Origin of the sequence: Streptomyces sp. NPDC087787, from assembly GCF_044743035.1 — a bacterium.
GTDB lineage: Bacteria > Actinomycetota > Actinomycetes > Streptomycetales > Streptomycetaceae > Streptomyces.
On the sequence record NZ_JBIUVQ010000006.1, the window covers coordinates 298294 to 322035 of the forward strand.

Genomic DNA, 23742 nt, shown 5'->3' on the forward strand with positions numbered 1-23742 from the left:
CTCGGACGTTCGACGAGAAGCGGAGAACGGGGCAGTCATGCGCAGCACGAGCAGCACCATCCTCAGCCACAGGGCCGCCAGGACCGCGGCGGCCGTCGCCGCGGGAGCACTGGCCCTCTCCCTCACCGCGTGCGGCGGCGGAAGCGACGACAAGAAGAGCGGCGACGACCAGAGCATGGGCACGAAGCCCGGCGGCGGCGTCACCCTCCCCAAGCTGGACGGCGCGACGCTGGAGGTCGCCGCCGTGTGGACCGGCGGTGAGCAGAAGAACTTCAAGCAGGTCCTCGCCGAGTTCGAGACACGCACCGGCGCCAAGGTCACCTTCGTCCCCGCCCAGGACCCGATCATCAACTTCCTCGGCTCCAAGATCGCGGGCGGCCAACCGCCGGACGTGGCGCTGCTTCCGCAGCCCGGTGCCATCAAACAGGCCGTGGACAAGAAATGGGCCAAGCCGCTGGGCCCGGAGGCACAGGCACAGCTCACCAAGAACTACTCGCGGGGCTGGCAGGACATCGGCAAGGTCGACGGCACGCAGTACGGCGCCTACTACAAGGCCGCCAACAAGTCGCTGATCTGGTACAACGCCAAGGTCTTCGAGGACGCGGGCGCGAGCGAGCCCAAGACCTGGAAGGACCTGCTGAGCGCCGCGCAACAGGTCTACGACTCCGGGGTCACCCCGTTCTCCGTGGGCGGCGCCGACGGCTGGACCCTCACCGACTGGTTCGAGAACGTCTACCTCTCGCAGGCGGGCCCGGAGAAGTACGACCAGCTCGCCCAGCACAAGATCAAGTGGACGGATCCGTCCGTCAGGGACGCGCTGACCACGCTCGCCCAGATCTGGTCGAAGAAGGACTACATCGCGGGCGGCCCGGACGGCGCCCTCCAGACCGAGTTCCCGGCCTCGGTGACCCAGACCTTCACCGGCGGCGACCAGCCGAAGGCCGGCATGGTCTACGAGGGCGACTTCGCCCAGGTCAACATCGGCGAGACCAAGGCCGAGGTGGGCACGGACGCGAAGGTGTTCCCGTTCCCGGCCGTGGGCTCAGCCCCGCCGGTCGTCTCCGGCGGCGACGCGGCCGTGATCCTGAAGGACTCCAAGGCGGCCCAGGCCCTGGTCACCTTCCTGGCCTCGGCGGACGCGGCGACGATCCAGGCGAAGCTCGGCGGCTACCTGTCGCCGAACAGGAACGTGCCCGGCTCGGCGTATCCGAACGCGGTCCAGCAGAAGATCGCCAAGGCGCTGATCGACTCGGGCGACGACTTCCGCTTCGACATGTCCGACCAGGCCCCGCAGGCCTTCGGCGGCACGCCCGGCAAGGGCGAGTGGAAGGAACTCCAGGACTTCCTGAAGAACCCGTCGGACGTCGCGGGCACCCAGGCGAGGCTGGAGAAGGACGCGGCGGCGGCGTACGGCGGCGGGAGCTGATCCGGCGATGGCGCCGGCCACGGCGGCGGGAGCCCCGACGGGTCCCGCCGCGCCCCGTCGTCGCAAGAGCGTGACCGGCACCCGCAGGACCGTGGCGGCCCTCTTCCTGCTGCCCGCCCTGGTGCTGCTCGGCGCGCTCGTGGTCTACCCCATCGGGTACTCGGTCGTCCGCAGCTTCTACAACGCCTCCGGCGACGGATTCGCCGGATTCGACAACTACAAGGCCCTGTTCACCGACGACGGCATCCGCACCGCGCTGAAGAACAACATCGTCTGGGTGGTGTTCGCGCCGGCGGTCGCCACCGCGCTCGGCCTGGTCTTCGCGGTGCTGACCGAACGGGTGCGCTGGGGAACGGCGTTCAAGCTGGTCGTCTTCATGCCGATGGCGATCTCCATGCTGGCGGCCGGGATCATCTTCCGGCTGGTGTACGACCAGGACCCGGACCGGGGCGTCGCCAACGCGGTGTGGGTCGGGGTGCACGACACCTTCGCGCAGTCCTCGGCGTTCCCGAAGGCCCACCCGGGCCGCGACTCGCCGCTGAGGCCGGACCGGGGCGGCTTCGTCACCTCGGCCACGGTCCGCACCGGCGAGTGGGTGGCCCTGCCCCTCGTCGGCGTCGCCCCCGAACAGATGCCGAGGAGCGCGAAGAGGGCCGTACGGGCCGAGCCGGAGGCCGGGAGGCTCACCGGCACGGCCTGGCAGGACTTCACGCGCGGCAAGGGCGTCGGGAGGCTCGGCGCGGTCGACCCGCCGGAGTTCGGCTACGCCGGGATGCGGATCGAGGCGGTCAAGGACGGCAGGGTGGTCGCGTCGACGAAGGCAGCCGACGACGGCACGTTCGCGCTGCCCGCCCAGGCGGACGGCGCTCGGCTGAGGCTTCCGGCGAGCAACTTCAACGCGCCGTACAACGGCGTGGACTGGCTGGGCCCGGCGCTGGTGACCCCGGCCATCATCGGGGCGTACGTGTGGATGTGGGCCGGGTTCGCGATGGTGCTGATCGCCGCCGGGCTCGCGGGCGTGCCCAGGGAACTGCTGGAGGCGGCCCGGGTCGACGGCGCCAACGAGTGGCAGGTGTTCCGCAGGGTCACCGTGCCGCTGCTGGCGCCCGTGCTCGCGGTCGTCGCGGTCACCCTGATGATCAATGTGCTGAAGATCTTCGACCTGGTCTTCATCATCGCCCCGGGCTCCTCCCAGGACGACGCCAACGTGCTGGCGCTGGAGCTGTACCGCAAGGGCTTCTCGGAGGGTCAACCCGGCATCGCCAGTGCCATCGCGGTGTTCCTCCTGCTGCTGGTCGTCCCGGTGATGCTGTTCAACATGCGCAGGCTGCGGCGGGAGGTGCGGCGATGACGGCGCAGACCGGGAGTCCGACGAAGGCGGCGCCCGTTCCCGAGGCCGTGAAGGCGAAGCCGTCCCTGGGGTCGCGGCTGGCGGAGGCCGTGAGCGGCGGCGCGCTGCGCGTCTTCCTGATCGTGGTGGGCCTGTTCTGGCTGGTTCCCACGATCGGCCTGCTGCTGTCGTCGCTGCGCGCGCCCGAGGACATGAGCGCGAGCGGCTGGTGGACGGTCTTCAGCAAGCCCGCGCAGCTCACCTTCGGCAGTTACCGGAAACTGCTGGAGAACGGCGACATCACCGATTCCCTCGTGAACACGGTGCTGATCACCGTGCCGGCGACGATCCTGGTGGTCCTCGTCGGCTCGCTGGCGGGCTACGCCTTCGCGTGGATGGAGTTCCCCGGCCGGGACTGGTGGTTCCTGGCCGTGGTCGGCCTGCTGGTCGTGCCGGTGCAGGTCGCGCTCATCCCGATCGCCGAACTGTTCGGCAAGCTCGGCCTGTTCGGCACGATCTTCGGGGTGATCCTGTTCCACACGGGCTACGGCCTGCCGTTCGCGGTGTTCCTGCTGCGGAACTTCTTCGCGGAGATCCCCCGCGAGCTGCTGGAGGCGGCCCGCCTCGACGGCGCCGGTGAACTGCGGCTGTTCGCCCGCGTGGTGATGCCGCTCGGCGGGCCCGCGATCGCGAGCCTGGGCATCTTCCAGTTCCTGTGGGTGTGGAACGACATGCTGGTCGCGCTGGTGTTCACCAAGTCCGGCACGCAGCCGATCACGGTCGCCCTCCAGACGCAGGTACGCCAGTTCGGCAACAACATCGACGTGCTGGCGCCCGGGGCGTTCATCTCCATGGTGATCCCGCTGGCCGTGTTCTTCGCCTTCCAGCGGCAGTTCGTCTCGGGCGTGATGGCGGGCGCGGTCAAGTAAGGACGTTCGAGCGGAACTCGGGGGCGGGCCGGCGCCGGCCTGCCCCCGATCCGATGCCCGCTCGCAACCCTGCGGCAACCCGCCGGCCGGCAGACCGTCACCCGGAGCCTTTGAACACCGTTTGCTCTTTTGGGAGTCCGTATGCACACAGCGGACCGAATCAACACAAGAAAGAGCAGAATGCCCCGATTCAGCATCGTCGTCCCGTCGCATGGTGTCGCGGGCCGGCTGTCCCTGGCGCTGGACTCGGTCCTCGCCCAGTCCTTCGGAGACTTCGAGCTGATCGCGGTGTGCGACGGCCCGGCCGCCCCGGCCGCCGGCGTCGCCGCCGACCACGCGGCGCGGGACTCGCGGGTGGTCCTGGTGCACTCGCCCCCGTGCGAGGGCCTCGGCGCGGCGCGCAACGCCGGGGCGCGCGCGGCGAGCGGCCTCTACCTGCTGTTCCTCGACGGCGACGACGTCCTGGCGCCGGGCGCGCTGGCCGCGCTGGCCGCCCGCCTCGAGGAGACGGGCGAGGTCGACGTGCTGTATTTCGAGCACGAGCGGTGCCCCTGGTGGGACGGCGAACCCGCCACCACGGCCGGGCCCGCGCCGGTCACCGTCCGCGCGCCCTCCTTCTCCCCAGCCGAGGCCCCGCAGCTGACCGGCGTGGCGCTGCCCGCGTGGAGCGCGGCCTACCGGCGCTCCTTCGCGACCGCACACGACCTGGTCTTCCCCGACGGGCACTTCACCGATGTCGGCTGGGGCGGCCTGGTCACCGTCGCGGCCGAGCGCGTCGCGGTGCTGCGCCGGGTCGTCGTACGGCATCTGCTGCGCCGGCAGGGCAGCCGGCTCGATCTCCCGGGCGAGCACCAGTTCGACCTCCTCGACCAGACCGAGCGGGTGCTCGTCCGGGCCGCCGCCGGGAAACTGCCCGCGGAACGGTTCACGCCCCTGTTCGAGCAGCTCTTCGACACGGTGCTGTCGGTGGCCGCGGACGGGGAACGGGTGCCCGCGGCCCGGCGCCGCGCGTTCTTCCGCCGGGCCCACCGCCTGTACCGGCGCCACCGCCCGGCGGGCCGTCGCACCCCGCGCGGCCGGTCCGGCGTGCCGCACCGGCTGCTGGCGGCGGGCGCGTACACGGCGTTCCGCGTACGGTGCGCGGCCGGCCGGACGGCCGGGACCGCCGCCCGGCGTCTGCCGCGCGGGACCCGGCTGCGCGCCCGTCTCGCCTACCGCCTGCACCTGCGCCGCCCACTCGACGAGAACCTCGTCGTGTACTGCGCCTACTGGGGCCGGGGATACGCCTGCAACCCGGCCGCCCTGCACGCCAAGGCCCGCGAACTCGCCCCGCACCTGCGCGGTGTGTTCCTGGTGGAGCCCGGCCAGGAGCACACCGTCCCCGCGGACGTGGAGTACGCGGTGATCGGCAGCCGCCGCTACTGGAAGGTGCTGGCCCGCGCCAAGTACCTGGTGAACAACGCCAACTTCGCCGACGCCGTCGTCAAACGCCCCGGCAGCGTGCACCTCCAGACCCAGCACGGCACCCCGCTGAAGACGATGGGCTGCGACCAGTCGACGTACCCGGTGGTCGCGGCGCGGTCCGGCAGCTTCACCAAGCTGCTGCGCCGCGTGGACCGGTGGGACCACAACGTCTCCTCCAACCGGCACTCCACCGAGGTGTGGGAACGGGCCTTCCCCGGCTCCTACGAGCCCCTGGAGTACGGCTACCCGCGCAACGACGTCTACTGCACGGCCCGCGCCGAGGACGTGGCCCGCGTCCGCCGCGAACTGGGCGTCCCGGAGGGGAAGAGGGCCGTCCTGTACGCGCCCACCCACCGCGACCACCACACCGGCTTCGAGCCCGGCCTCGACCTGGAGGCCTTCTGCGCGGCGGCCGGCGAGGACGTCGTCGTCCTGCTGCGCGCCCACTACTTCTACGACCGGGGCGGGCCGCTAAGCGGCGGCCGGATCATCGACGTCACCGCGCACCGCTCCGCGGAGGACGTGTGCCTGGCCGCGGACGCGCTGGTCACCGACTACTCGTCGATCATGTTCGACTACGCCAACCTGGACCGCCCGATCGTCGTGTACGCCGACGACTGGGAGGTCTACCGGGAGATCCGCGGAGTCTGCTTCGACCTCATGGACACACCGCCCGGCCCGGTCGTCCGCACACCGGGGGAACTGGCGGCGGTCTTCCGCGACGGCGGGTACGCGGGCCCGGAGTCGGCGGCGCTGCGCGCCCGGTTCCGGCAGCGGTTCTGCCAGTTCGACGACGGCCTGGCCGCCGAGCGGGTCGTCCGCCGGGTGTTCCTCGGCGAACCGCCCGAAGCGCTCCCGCCCGTGATCCCGCTCGCCGAGCGTGTCCCGGCCCCCGCCGCCACCCACTGAGGAGCTGACGCAGCCGTGCCCCGCCTCAGCATCATCGTCCCCTGCTTCAAGGTGCAGGGGTTCCTGCGCGAATGCCTGGACTCGGTCCTGACGCAGTCCTTCACCGACGTCGAGGTGATCGCCGTCGACGACTGCTCCCCCGACGGCAGCGGCGCCATCCTCGACGAGTACGCCGCCCGCGACCCGCGCGTCCGGGTGTTGCACCTGCCGGAGAACGTCGGCCTCGGCCGTGCCCGCAACGCCGGAATGCCGCTCGCCACCGGCGACTTCCTGTTCTTCCTCGACAGCGACGACACCCTCACCCCGGGCGCCCTGCGCGCCGTCGCCGACCGGCTGGAGGAGACCGGCGACCCGGACGTGCTGGTCTTCGACTACGCCCGCACCTACTGGTGGGGCGGAACCCGGCGCAACGTACTGGCCGCGGTGCTTGCCGAGGCGGGGGCGGGCACCTTCACCGCCGCCGAACACCCGCGGATGCTGGACCTGCTGATGGTGGTGTGGAACAAGGTCTACCGCCGCGGCTTCGTCGAGGAGCACGGCTTCGTCTTCCCGCCCGGCTACTACGAGGACACGCCCTGGACGTTCCCCGTCCTGCTCACCGCCCGGCGGATCGCCACGCTCGACCGGATCTGCCTGTACTACCGCCAGCGCCGGCAGGGCAACATCCTGTCCACCACCAGCCGCAGGCACTTCGACATCCACGACCAGTACGAGCGGGTCTTCGCCCATCTGGACTCCCATCCGGAGCTGGCGAGCTGGCGGCCCTACCTGCACCGGAAGATGGGCGAGCACTGCCTGGACATCCTCGCCAAGCCGGACCGGCTGCCGCCCTCGGACAAGGCCGAGTTCTTCCGCCGTACGGCCCGGATGTTCCGCGCCCACCGGCCCCCGGACGCGGACACGAGCGGTCAGGTGCGGATGCTGGAGGGCGGTTGGGCCGCCTACCGGGTCAGGCGGCAGGCCGGGCGGGCCGGCCGGGAACTCGGGCGCCGGGCGCTGCGGATCCGCCGCGCGGCGGCCGGACGGGTCAAGAACGGCTGGGCCGCGCTGCACACCCGCCGGCCCCTGGACCAGGACCTCGTCCTGTACTCGGCGTTCTCGCACCGGGGCATGCTCGGCGACCCGGCGGCCGTCCACCGCAAGGCATGCGAGATCGCGCCGCATCTGCGCGGGGTGTGGGTGATCGGCGACCGGGAGCAGGCCGCGCTGCTGCCGCCGGACGTGGAGTACGTCCTGCCCGGCACCCCGCGCCACCGGCAGCTCGCCTCCCGGGCCGCGTTCTTCGTCAACAACGTCAACTGGCCCTCCGTCCCGGCCAAACGGCCCGGCAGCACGCACATCCACACCCATCAGGGCACCCCGCTGAAGTTCATGGCGGCCGACCTGCTGGGCAAGCCGGGCGCCCGGCACGGCGTCGATGTGCCGGGCCTGCTGAAGCGCGCCGACCGCTGGGACCACAGCCTGGTCGCCAACCGCCACTCCGAGCTGGTCTGGGAGCGCGCCTACCCGTGCCGGTTCACCTCCGCGCGCACCGGCAGCCCGCGCAACGACGTGCTCGTCACCGCGCGCGCGGACGACGGCGCCGCCCACCGCGACCGGCTCGGCATCCCGCCCGGGCACACGATGGTGCTCTACGCGCCGACCCGCCGGGACTACCGGCGCGGCGGCCACGTCGAACGCTTCGACCTGGCCCGGTTCGCCGCGGACCTCGGCGAGGGCCACACCCTCGTCGTACGCCTGCATCCCTCGCTGGCCACCGGGCCGGCGCGCGGCCTGGGCCTGGCCGAGCTGCACCGGCGCGGAGTGCTCGTCGACGCGACCGACGAGCCGCACGTGGAGGAGCTCATGCTCGCCTCCGACGTGCTGGTCACCGACTACTCGGCCCTGATGTTCGACTACGCGAACCTGGACCGCCCGATCGTGGTGCACGCCGACGACTGGGACGCGTACACCGCGAGCCGGGGCGCCTACTTCGACATCACCGCCGAACCGCCGGGCCATGTGTCACGCACCTACGAGGAGTTGGCGCGCCTGTTCACCTCCGGCGACTGGCGGGACGCCGAGTCGGCGCGGCTGCGGACCGGCTTCCGGGAGCGCTTCTGCGAGTTCGACGACGGCTGGGCGGCCGAGCGGGTGGTACGGACCCTGATCCTCGGGGACACGGAGTGGACCCCGGATCCGTCGGCGGCGCCCGCGGCCCCCGGAACGGCCGCCCACCTGCCCGCCCAGGCCTCCGGCCGCGATCTGCTGGCGCCCTCGTGAGACGGCCCCGGTGGAGACCGCGCGCGGGGCGGCCGGGCACCTGGGTGCTGGTCCTGGCCGCCGTGTTCGCGCTGCTCCAGCTCGGCACGGTCACCGGCCGGGACACCCCCGACACCAAGAACTACCTGTCGTACGCGCTGAGTCTGCGCGGTGCGGACAAGCGGGAGACGGCGGCCGTCACGATCGACTACGCGTGCGCCGGGAAGGCGGCCCGGGCGAGCCGGGCACGGAGCGTGGACGTGCTGCGCTTCCGTGAGCCGAGCCCGGCGGCCCGGGTGGCGGACGCGTGCCGGTCCGGGCTGCGACGCGAGGTGGAGGCACGGTTGAGGGCCGGGCAGACCGGCGGGCACACCCTGCCGTTCATGCCGGAGCGCTTCATGCGGATCTTCGAGGCGCGCCCGGGCTATCCGGTGTTCCTGATCCCCTTCATCACGGTGTTCGGTGTGACATGGGGCGTGTGGGCGGCGGGCGTCGTCGTCACCGCGGTGGGCGGCGTCCTCGTCTTCCTGGTGCTGCGCGGCCGGCGTGTGCCGGCGCCCCTGGCGCTGACCGGCCAGGCCCTCTACTACGTGCTGCCGTGCGGCACGACGGCCATGCGCCCGATGACCGAGGGCCTGATGCTGGCGCTGACCCTGGCGGCGCTGTGGGGCTGCTCGCTGGCGCTGGACGGGCGCGCACGGGCCGGCACCGTCCCGGTCGCGGGCGCGCTGCTCGCGCTGTTCACGGTCAAGCACTCCCAGGCGCTGTTCCTCGGCCTGAGCCTGGCGTCCGCGGGCGCGGCCGTCGCCGTACGGCGGTGGACGCTGCGGCGCCCGGCGGGGCGGGGCGTCCTGGCGGTCACCGCGGTGGCCTGCGGAGCCGCCGTCGGCACGGTGCTCCTGGCGCGGGCGCTGCGCTACCCGACCGGGACCGACAGCGTTCAGGACCTGCTCACCGGCCACTACGCCCTGCCCGACCGCGATCGCCCCTGGCCGGAGCTGCTGCGGCTGGAGGGCGCCTTCTGGCTGGAGTGGCTGCGCCGTCAGCTGTGGCAGCCGCTGTTCGCCGCCCTGCTCGCCGCCGGCGCGTGGGGTGCGCTGCGGCGGCGGGGGGCTTTCGGGCTCTTCGTGGTGGCGACGGCGTTCACCGGGTTCCTCACCCAGGCGGCACATCCCGACATCACCGTGTGGGGCGAACGGCTGATCGTGGTGGCCTGGCTGCTGCCGGTGGTGGGGGTGCCGCTGCTGCTGGAGCGTGTGGCGCTCCGGCCCGCGGCGGACGTCCCCGGCCCGCGTCCCCGCAGCCTGCCGGACGAGCGGAGCCCGGTCACCCGATGACCCCGGCGAACCCGGTGAGGGTGCCGGGGCCGGTTTGGTCCACTTGGCAGGCTCTTGTCGACCAGGACGCGTATCAGCACATATACGGCTTTCCATCGGATTACGATCCGCCGTGATGAGTGCCTTCCAGAGCGTGACGCGTCTTTCCGCGCGTCCGTCGACGAGACACCGCCTCCTCGGCCTGACGGTCGCCTGGCTCCTCACGCGCGCCCTGATGCTGTGGCTGCTCGCCCACAACGGACTGCCCCTGCTCGGCCGGGGCTCGGTGGCGCGCGAGGTGTGGAAGCTGTACCAGCACTGGCACGTGCTGCTGTCCCACGGCGCGTTCCCGGCGCACGACACGCTGTGGCAGTACCCGCCGGGCGCCGGTCCGGTGCTGCTGTCGCCCGCGCTGCTGCCGGGCCTGACCTACTTCCAGGCGTTCGTGGCACTCACCGTCGCCGTCGACGCGCTGGTCACGCTGGCGCTGGCGCACGCGGGCAGCCGGCCGGACCGCAGCCTGCGCGGGGCCGGCTACTGGACGCTGGGCCTGCCCCTGCTGCTGCACGTGCCGCTGGCCCGCTACGACGTCCAGGCGACCGCCCTGGCCGTGCTGTCCCTGCTGACCCTGTCGCGCTCCCCGCGCGCGTGCGGCGCGCTCGCCGCGCTGGGCGCCCTGGTGAAGGTGTGGCCGGTCCTGGCGCTGCTCGGACTCCCCCGGGGCCGTCCGACCCGCTCGGCGTTGACCTGGGCGGCCGCCACCGGCGCCGTCGCGCTGACCGTCCTCGCCGTCCTGTTCAGGAACCCGCTCGCCTTCGCTCGCCAGCAGGGCGGCCGGGGCGTGCAGATCGAGTCGCTGGGCGGCACCGCGCTCGCGCTGGCCACGCACGCCGGCTGGCCGGGGCGGGTGCGCTACCGGTACGGGTCCCTGGAGTTCACCGGACCGTACGTGTCCACCGTCGCGCATCTCTCGCTGGCCCTGTCGGCGAGCGCCTTCGGACTGCTGCTGCTGTGGCGGATCCGGGCCCGGCACTGGACGCCCGCGACCCCGTACGACGCCGCGCTGAGCGCCGTCCTGCTGTTCACCGTGACCAGCCGGGTGATCAGCCCGCAGTACATGGTGTGGCTGCTCGGCCTCGCGGCGGTGTGCCTGACGTCGCCGCTGACCACGCAGCGGCCGGCCGCCGCGCTGATCGCGTCGGCGAGCCTGGTCAGCGTGATCGCCTATCCCGCGCTGTACCACCAGGTGGCGTCCTGCACGTGGACGGGTTGCGCGCTCATGGTGATGCGCAACGGTCTGCTGGCCGCCGCCGCGCTATTCTCTTTTGCCCGGTTGTGGCGATCGACGAAATTGATGACGCAGGAAGGGGAACCCGAGCCAGGCGCACACCGTCTTCCGCACGGGACTCTAAGTCCCTCTTAACGGGAGAATACCGACCGCCCCTACTATTCCCGCTCGTGGACTCCATGCCTCTGCAGCCCCACCCTTCAGCCGACGTCAGCGTTGTCGTGATCGGTTACAACGACGCCGCCCACATAGCCGACGCCATGCGTTCGGCACTAGCGCAGGGCCCCGCCGTCAGCGAGGTCGTCGCCGTCGACGACTGCTCGACCGACGGCACCTCCGAGCTGCTCGACCGGCTGGCCGCGGCCGAACCGAGAGTGCGGGTGATCCGGCGCGAGGAGAACAGCGGCGGCTGCGGCACCCCGCGCAACACCGGCATCGACGCGGTCACGACGTCGTACGTGATGTTCCTCGACAGCGACGACGTACTGCCGCCGGGCGCGGTGGACGCGCTGCTCGCCGCCGCCCGCGAGGAGCGGGCCGCGGTCGTCAGCGGCCTGTGCGTGCGCCGTGAGCTGCCCTCCGGGCGCGAAGTACCGTGGCAGGGCAAGCTGTACGCCGAGGGCGCCGTCCTCGCGCACCCCGCGCACCTCCCTCGCCTCGTGCACGACACCCTGTGCGTCAACAAGCTGTACCGCACCGACTTCCTGCGCGAGCACGCGATCCGCTTCCCCGAAGGGCGCTTCCCCTACGAGGACTTCGTGTTCACCGCGCGTGTGCTGGCCGCCGGGCCGCGCATGGCTCTCATCCCGGACCAGGTCTACGTGTGGAACGTGCGCCGGTCGGCCGGACAGCTGTCGATCTCGCTGGACCGCTCGGACATCGAGAACTGGCAGGCGCGCACCGAGGCCAGCCGGTCGGCGTACGACATCCTGCTGAACGCCGGTCAGAAGAAGCTCGCGCGGGCGGCCCGCGCCAAGTTCCTCGACCACGAACTGCGCATGTACGCGCGTGAGCTGGGCCTGCGCGACGCGGAGTACCGGCGCGCGTGGTGGGACCACACGCGGGAGTACCTCGGCGAGTACGACGCGGCCGACTGGGCGGTCAACCCGACGGCCTCCGGACGCCTACTCGGACGGGTGATTCTCGCGTCGCCCGAGCCGCGGGATCTGGCGCGCCTGAAGGAGTTCGCCGCCCGCCCGTCCCGGCTGTGCCCGCCCTACACCCGGGACAAGGACGGCACCCCCGTCTGGGCGGACGATCTTCCCCAGATCAGCCTGGAGCCCTACCTGGTCCGGCCGGTCCACGTCCTGCCGCTGGCCGTGGCCGCGGAACTGCGCCCCCACGCGGGCACCAGCCTGCTGCGGCTGCGCCTGCACGACCTGTACGGCAGGGTGGCGTCCGCCGGGCCCGAGGCCCTGGAGGTGGAGTGGCGGCACCGGGAGGCGGGGCGCACGGTCCAGCACGCCGCCGTCCCGCTCACGCCGTCCGCGGACGGCACCTGGTCGGCCGAGACGGCCGTGGAGCTAGCGGAGCTGGGGGCCGGCACCTGGGACCTGCGGCTACGGGTGCGGTTCACCGACGGCGCGAGCCGTGAGGTGACGGCACACGCGCACGCGGGCGCCGGTCTGCTGCGCCGCCGTGTCGTACCGAGCGTGCGCTACGGCGTCCTGCTCGTCCAGCCCTACGCCACGCACTCCGGCGCGCTGGCACTGCGGCTGGCGGCGGGACTGAGCGGGGTGACGTCCGTGCTGCGCGGCAGGCTGCGCCGTCTGCTCCAACGGGCCGCGTCCCGGTGAGCGCGCCACGATCCGCATTCCCCCGACGACCTGGGCCAACTGACGAGGAGACGCCCGCATGACCTGGCTGATCACCGGCGGCGCCGGCTACATCGGAGCGCACGTCGTCCACGCGATGACCGAGGCGGGCGAGCGGGCGGTGGTGTACGACGACCTGTCCACCGGCATCGCCGAGCGCGTCCCGCAGGGCGTCCCGCTGGTGGAGGGCTCCACGCTGGACGGCGACCGGGTGGCGCGCGTCCTCGCCGAGCACGAGGTGACCGGTGTCGTCCACCTGGCGGCGAAGAAGCAGGTGGGCGAGTCGGTGGAGCAGCCCCTGCTCTACTACCGGCAGAACGTCGAGGGCCTGCGGGTCCTGCTGGAGGCCGGGACGGAGGCCGGGGTCGGGTCCTTCGTGTTCTCCTCCTCGGCGGCCGTGTACGGCATGCCGTACGCCGCCGGGAACGACGCCCTGGTCACGGAGGAGACGCCGTGCGCGCCGATGTCGCCGTACGGCGAGACGAAGCTGGCCGGCGAGTGGCTGGTGCGCGCGACCGGCCGGGCGACGGGCCTGTCGACGGCGTCCCTGCGGTACTTCAACGTGGCGGGCGCGGCGAACCCGGAGCTGGCGGACATCGGGGTCTTCAACCTGGTCCCGATGGTCTTCGAACGGCTGACCGAGGACAGGTCCCCGCTCATCTTCGGGGACGACTACCCCACGCCGGACGGCACCTGCATCCGTGACTACATCCACGTGGCGGACCTCGCGGAGGCCCACGTGGCCGCGGCGCGCGCCCTGCGCTCCTCCCCGGGTCGCGACCTCACGCTGAACATCGGCCGCGGGGAAGGGGTCTCGGTGCGCGAGATGATCGACACGATCAACGCCGTCACCGGTCACGACAGCCCTCCGACGGTCGTCCCCCGCCGCCCCGGCGACCCCGCCCGCGTCGTCGCCTCCGCCGAGCGGATCACGGTGGAACTCGGCTGGAAGGCCCGCCGCGACCTCCGCGACATGATCACCACCGCCTGGGAGGGCTGGCTCCACCACCACCCCCGGCCCTGACACCGCCCGAGGACGCCATCGGGTTTGCCGCGCCCGCGGCCCCGATGGCGTCCTCGCCTGCGTGGCCCCGTGGTCAGAGGGCCTTGAGCGCCTCGGCCGTGCCGCGGGCGAGGGCGTTCAGGTAGCCCTTGGGGAGCTTCGGCGTGCGGATGACGACCGCGCGCCAGTACAGCGGGCCCGAGATCAGGTCGAGGGCCAGGTCCCGGTCCAGACCGGGGCTGGTCTCGCCACGGCGCTCGGCCGCCGCCAGGATGCTGCTCGCCACGCTCTCCTGACCGTCGCGCAGGGCCTTCTGCATGGCCTCGGCGATGTCCGGATTGCGGGCCGCCTCCGCCTGGAGGTCGGGGATGATCTGCGAGGCGATGGGGTGGCGCAGGGCCCGGGAGGTCACCTCGTACAGCAGCCGCAGATCGCTCTCCAGGGAGCCGGTGTCCGGCGCGGGCAGGCCCTGCACGGCGAGCGCCGAGACGATGTCCAGCACCAGATGCAGCTTGGAACGCCACCGGCGGTAGACGGCCGTCTTGCCGACGCCCGCGCGCCGCGCGATCCCCTCGATGGACGTCCGCGCGTAGCCGACGGACGCCAGTTCCTCGAAGACGGCCGCACGGATCGCCTCCGTCACGTCCTCGCGGAGCACGGCCGCTCCGGCGGGGACCCGGCGGCGGGGGCGCGTCTGGGGCTCGTCGGCGTTCGTCGTCATGGGGCCAAGCATAGGGCGTTACGACGAAACGGTTGCGTTGCGGCGTACCTTCGCCGTACGCTCACGTTGCGACGATACGGTCCCGTTCCGACGTAAGAAAACCTAAAGAGAACCGTAAGGAAACGATCGGCGACCCGGAGCCGGACCCCCGCACCACCTCCCCCCGAGCGAAAGCAGCGGATGTGAGCCAGGCCCTCCACACACCGCCCCACACACCGGCCGCGGCCGAGCACCCCCTCTCGGCGCTCGCCACTCGCCACGGCCTGTCGGTCAGCGGCGCCCGCCCCTCCCTGCCCGAGTACGTCCGCCGGCTCTGGGCGCGGCGCCACTTCATCAGCGCCTTCGCCACCGCCAAGCTCACCTCCCAGTACAGCCAGGCGAAGCTCGGCCAGATCTGGCAGGTCGCCACCCCGCTCCTGAACGCGGCGGTGTACTACTTCATCTTCGGCATCCTCATGGGCACCAGCCGCGGCGTCGCGGACTACATCCCGTTCCTGGTGACGGGCGTGTTCATCTGGACGTTCACCCAGAACTCGATCATGGCGGGCACCCGGGCGATCTCCGGCAACCTGGGCCTGGTGCGGGCCCTGCACTTCCCGCGGGCCGCGCTGCCGGTCTCCTTCGCGCTTCAGCAGCTCCAGCAACTGCTGTTCTCGATGGTCGCCCTGGTGGCGATCCTGTTCTGCTTCGGCATGACGCCCTCCATGTCGTGGGCGCTGGCCGTCCCGGTGCTGCTCCTCCAGTTCGTGTTCAACGCCGGCGTCTCCATGATCATGGCCCGGATGGGCGCCAGGACCCCGGACATCGCCCAGCTGATGCCGTTCCTCCTGCGCACCTGGATGTATACCTCCGGCGTGATGTGGAGCATCGACAAGACGCTGGACCGCAGCCACATGCCGCACGTCCTGAAGGTGCTGCTGCAGTCCAATCCGGCCGCCGTCTACATCGACCTGATGCGCTTCGCGCTGATCGACAGCTTCAAGGCCCACCAGCTCCCCCACCATGTGTGGGCCTTCGCAGTGGGCTGGGCCCTGCTCGCCGGGGTCGGCGGCTTCATCTACTTCTGGAAGGCTGAGGAGACGTACGGCCGTGGCTGAGCTGAACACCGACAGGGTCCCCACCGTCGTCGTCGACGGGGTCGACATCGTCTACCGGGTCAACGGCACCGGCTCCGGCCGGGGCTCCGCGACCGCCGCCCTCAACCGGATCCTGCGCCGCGAGAAGGCGGAGAAGGCGGCCGGCGTACGCCGGGTGCACGCGGTCAAGAAGGTCTCGTTCGTCGCCTACAAGGGCGAGGCCATCGGCCTGATCGGCACCAACGGCTCCGGCAAGTCCACGCTGCTCAAGGCGGTCGCCGGACTGCTGCCCGTGGAGAACGGCAGGATCTACACCAACGGCCAGCCCTCGCTGCTCGGCGTGAACGCGGCGCTGATGAACGACCTGACCGGCGAGCGCAACGTCCTCCTCGGCGGACTGGCCATGGGCATGTCCCGCGAGGAGATCAGGGAGCGCTACCAGGGCATCGTCGACTTCTCCGGCATCAACGAGAAGGGCGACTTCATCTCGCTCCCGATGCGCACGTACTCCTCCGGCATGGCCGCCCGGCTGCGCTTCTCCATCGCCGCAGCCAAGGACCACGACGTCCTGCTGATCGACGAGGCACTGGCCACCGGTGACCGCTCCTTCCAGCGGCGCTCGGAGAAGCGGATCCGCGAGCTGCGCGCCGAGGCCGGCACCGTGTTCCTGGTCAGCCACAGCAACTCCTCCATCCGCGACACCTGCGAGCGCGTCCTGTGGCTGGAACGCGGCGAACTGCGCATGGACGGCCCCACCGAGGAGGTCCTCGCGGCCTATGAGGCCTTCACGGGCGGCTCCGACAAGAAGAAGGCCAAGCGGTAGCCCGCGCCCCACGCCCGCGGCGGGCCGGTCAGGGCGTCACCGCGTACAGGATCTGGCCGTCCGGACCGCGGGTCACCACGCGCAGTTCCGGATCGCGGCGGGGCGTACTCCGGTCCACGACCCAGCGCACGTCATAGGTGCGCAGGATGTCCCGGCGTACGTCCTCCGGCGTGCGGCGCGTGTAGTAGCGCCGCACCGCCCACTCCCGCCTCGACTCGTCCGGCAGGAAGAAGTCCGGGTAGCCGGGGGCGACGGTGTAGGGACCGTAGGCCGGGATCAGCCGGGAGGGCAGGTCCCGGGCCATGACCACGTCCCCGTACTTCACGTACGGCGTGATCCAGTAGTACCCGTTCCACGTCCGGGTGTAGCCGGCCGCGAGCACGTCCGGCAGCGCCTCGCGCCCGACCGCGTACCCGAGCACGCCCGCCTGGGCCCACGCGCCCAGGGCCAGCGCGCCGCCCAGCACCCATGCCCAGCGGATCCGCACGGTCCGCGGCCCGCTGCGCACCACCTCCAGCGCGGCGGCGAGCTGCGCCGGGACGAGGGCGGCGGGCAGGGTCCGGCCCCAGGCGTAGTGGCCGGTGACGAAGCCCGCGGCGCACATCAGCGCGCCCAGCAGGAAGAAGATCACCAGCGGGTCGCGCCGGTCGCGCCGCCACCGCGGGACCAGCGCGGCCACTCCGAGCAGGGCCAGCCAGTAGCGGCCGAGGAACTGCTCGTACAGGGCCCGGTGCACCTCCTCCAGATCGTCTCCGGCCGAGAACAGGGCGAAGAAGTCGTAGTACGGCCACAGCCACAGCACCAGCAGCCCCAGGGCCGCCCCGGCGCCGAGCCGCGGCCACAGGGCCCGCGGGGGCCGGGCCGCGAGCACCGCGGCGAGACCGCCGAGCGTGGCGACGACACCGGTGAACTGATGGCACAGCAGGATCAGCGCCCACAGCGCCCCGAGCCCCAGCCACACCTCCCACCCGGCCGCCGTGCGCAACGCCCTCGTGAGCCAGGCCCAGTGGTGGAACGCGAGGCCGAGGGCGAACACGCTCGGGTACGACACCGTCAGCGCGAGGGAGTTGAGGGAGAGGAAGCCGCTCCAGTTGATGAGCTCCGTACCCCACAGGAGCACCAGGCTCAGAGCGGCAAGCGCGGGCGCGGCCCGGTGCGCGCTCAGGGTCCTGACGTACCGCCAGACGCCCGTCGCGAGCAGTGTGAGCCCGGTGAGCGCGGCGAGCCGCAGCACCACGAACACCGACAGCCCGCCGGCCCGGGCGACACAGCCGAGCAGCACCATCCACGGCGAGTAGTACGGGCTCGGGGTGTCGGCGTCGACGAGCGGATTGCCGGGGTGGAACAGGCTGTGGCGCAGCCGCTGGATGGTCGCCGCGTGCATGCCCAGGTCGCCGGCCCAGGGCAGCCGGACGACCACCAGGAGCAGCAGGGCGACGAGGAAGGCGGCGGCCACGCGGGGCGCGTAGGCCCCTGCCGGGGCAGTGGACGGCCGGGCGACGGCCGCATCCGCTGACGGTGCCTCAGGCGGCGCGGTGCGCATGACGCAGGAGCCGGGTGCGACTGCCGAGGGAGTTCACGCGGCAACTTTATACGAATGATCCCGTTTAGCAGGAAAGGGTAAATTCGGCGTGCGGCGTTTCCTGGCCGACGGCAGGAAGACGGGCCGACGGCAGGAAGACTGCGTGGGCGGGAGCGTGGACGGCATGAGGGCGGCCCCGGACCGGAAAGGTCCGGGGCCGCCCTCATGTACGGGTCGGCCTCCCGCGTGTTACGAGTGCGTGCGCAGCAGCGTGCGCATCGTCCGCATCGCCACCGACAGGTTGGCCAGGTCGAACGCGTCCGAGCTGCGGATCTCCTCGAGAGTGGAACGCGCCCGGGACAGGATCGCCCCGTTCTTCTGCTCCCACACCTTGAAGCGCTGCTCCGGCGTGGCGGTGCCGTTGCCCGCGGCCAGCACGTCCGCGGTCAGTGCCGCGTGCGCCGCGTACAGGTCCTCACGGATCGCCGCACGGGCCATGGACTGCCACCGGTCGGCGCGCGGCAGCTCGATGATGCGGTCCATCAGCTGGGTGATGTGCAGGCGGTCGGCGAGGTCGTAGTACACCTCGGCGACATCCATCGGGTCCTTGCCCATGCGGTCGGCCACCGAGACGATGTCGAGCGCCGGGAAGGCGGAGGAGAACCCGGCCACGCGCGTGGCCAGCTCGTCCGGGACGCCGACGCCGGACAGCTCGTCGTAGACCTCCTGGTACCACTCCAGGTCCGCGCCCTTGAGCAGCTTGGGCAGCTCCGCCCACACCTGCCCGACCCGCTCGGAGAAGAACTCGACGGTCTCGGCGAGCTCCAGCGGCTGCGGCCGGTTGTTCAGCAGCCAGCGCGTGCCGCGCTCGACCAGTCGGCGCGAGTGCAGGCGGATACGGGTCTGGACATCGGCCTCGACCTGGTTGTCCAGCGCCTCGACCGCGTCCCACACCGGGGCCGAGCGGAAGATCGTGCGGGCCACCGTCTGCGCCCTGACGATCTCCTCCAGCGACGCGCCGGTCTCCTCCCGCAGGCGGTGCAGATAGGTCGTACCGCCCGTGTTGACCGTGTCGTTGACCAGGACGGTCGTCGTGATCTCACGGCGCAGCGGGTGGTTGTCGATCCGCTCGGCGAACTGCTCGCGCAGCGGGGCCGGGAAGTAGGCGTGCAGCAGGCCACGCAGGTACGGGTCGTCCGGCAGCGAGGTGTGCAGCAGCTCCTCGGCGACCGTGATCTTCGTGTACGCCAGCAGGACGGCCGTCTCCGGACCGGTCAGGCCGTTCCCCGCGGCCAGCCGCTCACGGATCTGCCGGTCGGTGGGCAGGAACTCCAGCGCCCGGTCCAGGTGGCCCTCGCGCACCAGGTGCTTCATGAAGCGCTGCTGCGCGTTGAGCATGTCCTTGGACTGGGCGAGCGCGTTGGCGATCGCCGTGTTCTGCGCGTAGTTGGTGCGCAGCACCAGGGCGCCGACCTCGTCGGTCATCTCGGCGAGCAGCTTGTTGCGCTGCTTGACGGTCATGTCGCCTTCCGCGACCAGGCCGTTCAGCAGGACCTTGATGTTCACCTCGTGGTCGGAGGTGTCCACACCGGCGCTGTTGTCGATGGCGTCGGTGTTGATCCGGGCGCCCTGCGTCGCGCACTCGATCCGGCCGAGCTGGGTGAAGCCCAGGTTGCCGCCCTCGCCGACGACCTGGACCCGCAGGTCGCGGCCGTCGACGCGGATGGCGTCGTTGGCCTTGTCGCCGACGTCGGCGTGGGACTCGGTGGACGCCTTGACGTACGTGCCGATGCCGCCGTTCCACAGCAGGTCCACCGGGGCCTTGAGGATCGCCCGCATCAGGTCGGCCGGGGTCAGCTTGGTGACACCGGCCTCGATGCCGAGGGCCTCGCGGATGTGCGCGTTGACCGGGATCGACTTGGCCGTACGGGGGAACACCCCGCCGCCGGCCGAGATCAGCTCGGCGTTGTAGTCCCCCCACGAGGAGCGCGGCAGCTCGAACAGGCGGCGGCGCTCGGCGTAGGAGACGGCCGCGTCCGGCTCGGGGTCGATGAAGATGTGCCGGTGGTCGAAGGCGGCGACCAGGCGGATGTGCTCGCTCAGCAGCATGCCGTTGCCGAACACGTCACCGGACATGTCGCCGATGCCGACGACCGTGAAGTCCTGGGTCTGGGTGTCCACGCCCAGCTCACGGAAGTGCCGCTTGACCGACTCCCAGGCGCCACGGGCGGTGATGCCCATGCCCTTGTGATCGTAGCCCGCCGAGCCGCCGGAGGCGAAGGCGTCGCCGAGCCAGAAGTCGTACGACTGGGCGACCTCGTTGGCGATGTCCGAGAACCGTGCCGTGCCCTTGTCGGCGGCGACCACCAGGTAGGTGTCGTCACCGTCGTGCCGCACGACGTCCTGCGGGGGCACGACCTCGCCGGCGACCATGTTGTCGGTGATGTCGAGCAGCGCCGAGATGAAGGTCTTGTAGCTGGCGATGCCCTCCGCCATCCACGCGTCCCGGTCCACGCTCGGGTCGGGCAGCTGCTTGGCGACGAACCCGCCCTTGGCGCCGACCGGCACGATGACGGTGTTCTTCACCATCTGCGCCTTGACCAGGCCGAGGATCTCGGTGCGGAAGTCCTCGCGCCGGTCGGACCAGCGCAGACCACCGCGGGCGACCTTGCCGAAGCGCAGGTGCACGCCCTCCACCCGCGGCGAGTACACCCAGATCTCGTACGCCGGGCGCGGCGCCGGCAGGTCCGGGATGGCCCGCGGGTCGAACTTCATGGACACGTACTCGTGCGGCCCGCCGCCCTGCGCCTCCTGGAAGAAGCTGGTGCGCAGGGTCGCCTTGATGACGGTGAGGAAGGACCGCAGGATCCGGTCCTCGTCGAGGGACGCCACCTGGTCCAGGGCCGCGTCGACCTCCTCCAGCAGCGCGTCCACGAGCTCGTGCCCGGCGCGCTGGCGCTCCGGCGACATCCGTGCCTCGAACAGGGAGACCAGCAGCCGGGTGGTGTGGACGTTGTTGCGGAGGGTGTCCTCCATGTAGTCCTGGCTGAAGGTCGAGCCCGCCTGGCGCAGGTACTTGGCGTAGGCGCGCAGCACCATCGCCTGACGCCAGGTCAGCCCGGCGCCCAGCACCAGGGCGTTGAACCCGTCGACCTCCGCCTTGCCCGTCCAGGCGGCGGCAAAGGCGTCCTGGAAGCGCTCGCGGGCGTCGTCGCCGAGGTGGTCGCCGATGCCGGCGGACTCCTTCGGCATCCGCAGACCGAAGTCGTACACCCACGCCGTCGTGCGGTCCGCGCAGCGCAGTTCGTACGGCCGCTCGTCGGTGACCTCGACGCCGAGCCGGCTGAGCACCGGCAGTACGGCGGACAGGGAGACCGAGCCGCCCTTCTGGTAGATCTTGAACCGGCGCTCCTCGGGGGCGGCGCCCACCGGCTCGTACAGGCTCAGCGCGAAGGTCTTGTCCTCGCCCAGCTGCTCGAGGTTGCACAGGTCGGCGACCGCGGCGCGCGGGGTGTGGTCGGCCTTGTAGCCCTCGGTGAAGGCGCCCGAGTAGCGGCGCAGCAGCTCCGCGGCGCGCTCCTCGCCGATTTCGGCGGTCAGCGCCTCGGAGAAGGCGTCCGTCCAGGAGCGGGCGGCCTCGACCAGGCGGGCCTCGATGCGCTCCTTGTCGCTGTCGGACAGCTCCGGCAGCTCGGTGCCCTGCGGCACCCGGACGACGAAGTGCAGCCGGGAGAGCACCGACTCGGTGTTCCAGGCAGTGAAGTCGACGCTGGTGCCGCCCAGCTCCTCCTTCAGGATGTCGATGATCCGCAGGCGGACACCGGTGGTGTAGCGGTCACGCGGGAGGTACACGAGGGCCGAGTAGTAGCGGCCGTACTCGTCCTGGCGCAGGTACAGGCGCAGCCGGCGGCGCTCCTGGAGGTACAGCACGGAGGTGGCGATCGCCTGGAGCTCGGCGGCCGGGGTCTGGAAGAGCTCGTCGCGCGGGTAGGTCTCCAGGATCTGGAGCAGGTCGCGCCCGTCGTGGCTGTTGGGCGAGAAGCCGGCGAGCTCCAGGACCTCCTCGACCTTGCGGCGGATGACGGGGACCCGGCGCACGGACTCGGTGTAGGCGGCGGACGAGAACAGGCCGAGGAAGCGGCGCTCGCCGACGACCTCGCCCTTGTCGTTGAACTTCTTGACGCCCACGTAGTCCAGGTAGGACGGCCGGTGGACGGTGGCCCGGCTGTTGGCCTTGGTCAGCACCAGCAGCTTGTGCTCGCGCGCCTTGGCGCGGGCGTCGGCGGGCAGCCGCTCGAAGGACGGGCTGACCGGGTGGCTGTCGTCGCCGGCGTGCGGCGGGTCCGCGCGCAGTATGCCGAGACCGGTGCCGGGGACGGCGGCCAGGGAGTCGTCGTCGCACAGCCGGTACTCGCGGTAGCCGAGGAAGGTGAAGTGGTCGTCGGACAGCCAGCGCAGCAGCTCGCGGGCCTCCTCGACCTCCTGCGCGCGCAGGTCGCCGGGGGCCGGCTCGCCGGGCAGGTCCTCGGCGAGGCTGGTCGCCGCCTGGCGCATCTTCTCCCAGTCCTCGACGGCCTCGCGGACGTCGGACAGCACGCGCAGCAGGTCGGCGGTGATCTGCTTGAGGTCGCCGCGGTCGGTCTCGCGGTCGGTCTCGACGTGGATCCAGGACTCGGTGTGCGCGTCGTGCGGCAGCTCCTCGCCGGGCGCCGCGGTGGGCAGCACCTCGATGAGCTTGCCGGTGACGTCACGGCGCACCACGAACTGCGGGTGGATCACCACGTGGATGCCACGGCCCTGGCGGGTCAGCTCGTTCGTCACGGAGTCCACGAGGAAGGGCATGTCGTCGGTGACGACCTCGACGACGGAGTGGCTGCACGTCCAGCCGTTCTCCTCGACGGTCGGGGTGTGGACCCGGACGTTGGCCGTGCCCTGCGGGCGGCTCTCGGCCAGACGGTAGTGGGAGTAGGCGGTGCCGAAGACGTCGACCGGGTCGCGGTCGGCGAGGTCCTCGGGGGCGGTGTGCAGGTAGAAGCGCTGGAGGAACGCGAGCACGGACTCCCGGTCCGGCATGCCCTCGCCCGTCGACCCGGTCGGGGCGTGTCCCCCGAGCGGACTGTTCTCAGCTACCCGGGCGGCCCTCTCGAGCAGCTCGGCCTTGGCTTCGTCCAGCTTGGTCTGCATTGTCCTCTGGCTCCTGTCGCGCGCCGTTGCGTGACGTAGAAGGAAGTACGGTCTCTTCCCCTCCGGCGTGACGCCGCGGCCCGGGATGTCCGGTGTGCTTCGACGCTATGCCGGAAAGTGAGATGAGCGGGGGGATATCAGTCATGTTCGACGCGTCCGACGGGTGTGACGCTGCTCTCCGCCGCGCCCGTACCCGTGGTTGACGCGGCGTCCCGGGGGCCTCCATGGCCCCTTCCCGCCCGCGAGGACCAGCGACCGCCGCCCGGACACGGATACGGTCCGTGCTCACCGGGCGCACAGCGGAGGCGACGGTGCCCCCGCGAACTATCGCGCTGATCACGCCACAAGGCTATCGCTCCTCACGGGGGGCCCGTCATGAGCCGTATGTGTACAAAACCGGGGGTGGAAGTTTGACGTTCTGCACAGGGGTGGTGCCGGCGAAGGCGGCGTATGGCTCCACCGGACCCCGCCGTGCCCCGCCGTGCCCCGCCGTGCCCCGCCGTGCCCCGCCGTGCCCCGCCGTTCCAGTTTCCCGCTGCGCACTTCCCACGCTTCCCACTCCACGTCTCTCACCCCGTTGCTCCCCCGCGTCCTCCCCCGCGTCTTCCTGCGCCGCCTGTCCGCGCTTCCCCCGGTGCTTCCCGCGCCCCCCCCCCCGCGGCCCGGGGCGGGGCCCCGGGCGGGGGGCCCGCCGCG

General features: G+C 71.9%; 14 protein-coding genes. 11 read left to right on the forward strand and 3 right to left on the reverse strand.

Annotated features, from left to right (window positions below; translation table 11 throughout):
- Positions 1 to 37 precede the first annotated feature (37 nt).
- The 9 genes from ACIOWN_RS12820 to galE all read left to right on the forward strand — a co-directional run bounded on the left by ACIOWN_RS12820 (position 38) and on the right by galE (position 13741).
- On the forward strand, positions 38 to 1426 hold the full coding sequence (locus ACIOWN_RS12820; protein ID WP_362357076.1) for a carbohydrate ABC transporter substrate-binding protein: 1389 nt from the start codon (positions 38 to 40) through the stop codon (positions 1424 to 1426).
- A gap of 7 nt (positions 1427 to 1433) precedes the next feature.
- On the forward strand, positions 1434 to 2777 hold the full coding sequence (locus ACIOWN_RS12825) for a carbohydrate ABC transporter permease (protein WP_401982086.1): 1344 nt from the start codon (positions 1434 to 1436) through the stop codon (positions 2775 to 2777).
- On the forward strand, positions 2774 to 3685 hold the full coding sequence (locus ACIOWN_RS12830; protein WP_362357080.1) for a carbohydrate ABC transporter permease: 912 nt from the start codon (positions 2774 to 2776) through the stop codon (positions 3683 to 3685). Before ACIOWN_RS12825 ends, ACIOWN_RS12830 begins: the two co-directional genes overlap by 4 nt.
- 180 nt (positions 3686 to 3865) lie before the next feature.
- Entirely contained in the window at positions 3866 to 6058 is a 2193-nt protein-coding gene (locus ACIOWN_RS12835) for a bifunctional glycosyltransferase family 2 protein/CDP-glycerol:glycerophosphate glycerophosphotransferase (RefSeq protein ID WP_401982090.1), read from the forward strand.
- Positions 6059 to 6073: 15 nt separating this feature from the next.
- Positions 6074 to 8320, forward strand: a complete 2247-nt coding sequence (locus ACIOWN_RS12840) for a CDP-glycerol glycerophosphotransferase family protein (protein WP_401982093.1) — start codon at positions 6074 to 6076, stop codon at positions 8318 to 8320.
- Positions 8317 to 9636 (forward strand): hypothetical protein, encoded by a 1320-nt coding sequence (locus tag ACIOWN_RS12845; protein WP_401982096.1) that lies wholly within the window; start codon positions 8317 to 8319, stop codon positions 9634 to 9636. The genes ACIOWN_RS12840 and ACIOWN_RS12845 overlap by 4 nt, the downstream gene beginning before the upstream one ends.
- 115 nt (positions 9637 to 9751) lie before the next feature.
- A complete protein-coding gene (locus tag ACIOWN_RS12850; RefSeq protein WP_362357087.1) occupies positions 9752 to 11038 on the forward strand; it encodes a glycosyltransferase family 87 protein in 1287 nt (428 codons plus the stop codon).
- A gap of 44 nt (positions 11039 to 11082) precedes the next feature.
- Positions 11083 to 12699 carry a glycosyltransferase family A protein gene (locus tag ACIOWN_RS12855; protein WP_362357137.1) on the forward strand — a complete coding sequence of 539 codons (1617 nt, stop codon included), beginning with the start codon at positions 11083 to 11085 and terminating at the stop codon, positions 12697 to 12699.
- Positions 12700 to 12757: 58 nt separating this feature from the next.
- On the forward strand, positions 12758 to 13741 hold the full coding sequence (galE, locus tag ACIOWN_RS12860) for a UDP-glucose 4-epimerase GalE (protein ID WP_401982100.1): 984 nt from the start codon (positions 12758 to 12760) through the stop codon (positions 13739 to 13741).
- Between the two features lie 73 nt (positions 13742 to 13814).
- Here the strand turns inward: galE and ACIOWN_RS12865 are convergent, their stop codons facing one another.
- Complete coding sequence (locus tag ACIOWN_RS12865) at positions 13815 to 14453, reverse strand: TetR/AcrR family transcriptional regulator (protein WP_401982103.1); 639 nt, start codon at positions 14451 to 14453, stop codon at positions 13815 to 13817.
- A 170-nt stretch (positions 14454 to 14623) separates the two neighbouring features.
- Between ACIOWN_RS12865 and ACIOWN_RS12870 the strand changes: the two genes are divergently transcribed.
- Together ACIOWN_RS12870 and ACIOWN_RS12875 are read left to right on the forward strand one after the other, a co-directional pair.
- A complete protein-coding gene (locus ACIOWN_RS12870) occupies positions 14624 to 15538 on the forward strand; it encodes an ABC transporter permease (protein ID WP_362357093.1) in 915 nt (304 codons plus the stop codon).
- Entirely contained in the window at positions 15531 to 16340 is an 810-nt protein-coding gene (locus ACIOWN_RS12875; RefSeq protein ID WP_362357095.1) for an ABC transporter ATP-binding protein, read from the forward strand. The genes ACIOWN_RS12870 and ACIOWN_RS12875 overlap by 8 nt, the downstream gene beginning before the upstream one ends.
- Before the next feature lie 28 nt (positions 16341 to 16368).
- Here the strand turns inward: ACIOWN_RS12875 and ACIOWN_RS12880 are convergent, their stop codons facing one another.
- Positions 16369 to 17883: a hypothetical protein gene (locus ACIOWN_RS12880; RefSeq protein ID WP_401982106.1), complete on the reverse strand. Its 1515-nt coding sequence runs from the start codon at positions 17881 to 17883 to the stop codon at positions 16369 to 16371.
- 228 nt (positions 17884 to 18111) lie between these two features.
- Complete coding sequence (locus tag ACIOWN_RS12885; RefSeq protein WP_362357099.1) at positions 18112 to 23046, reverse strand: NAD-glutamate dehydrogenase; 4935 nt, start codon at positions 23044 to 23046, stop codon at positions 18112 to 18114.
- Positions 23047 to 23742 lie beyond the last annotated feature (696 nt).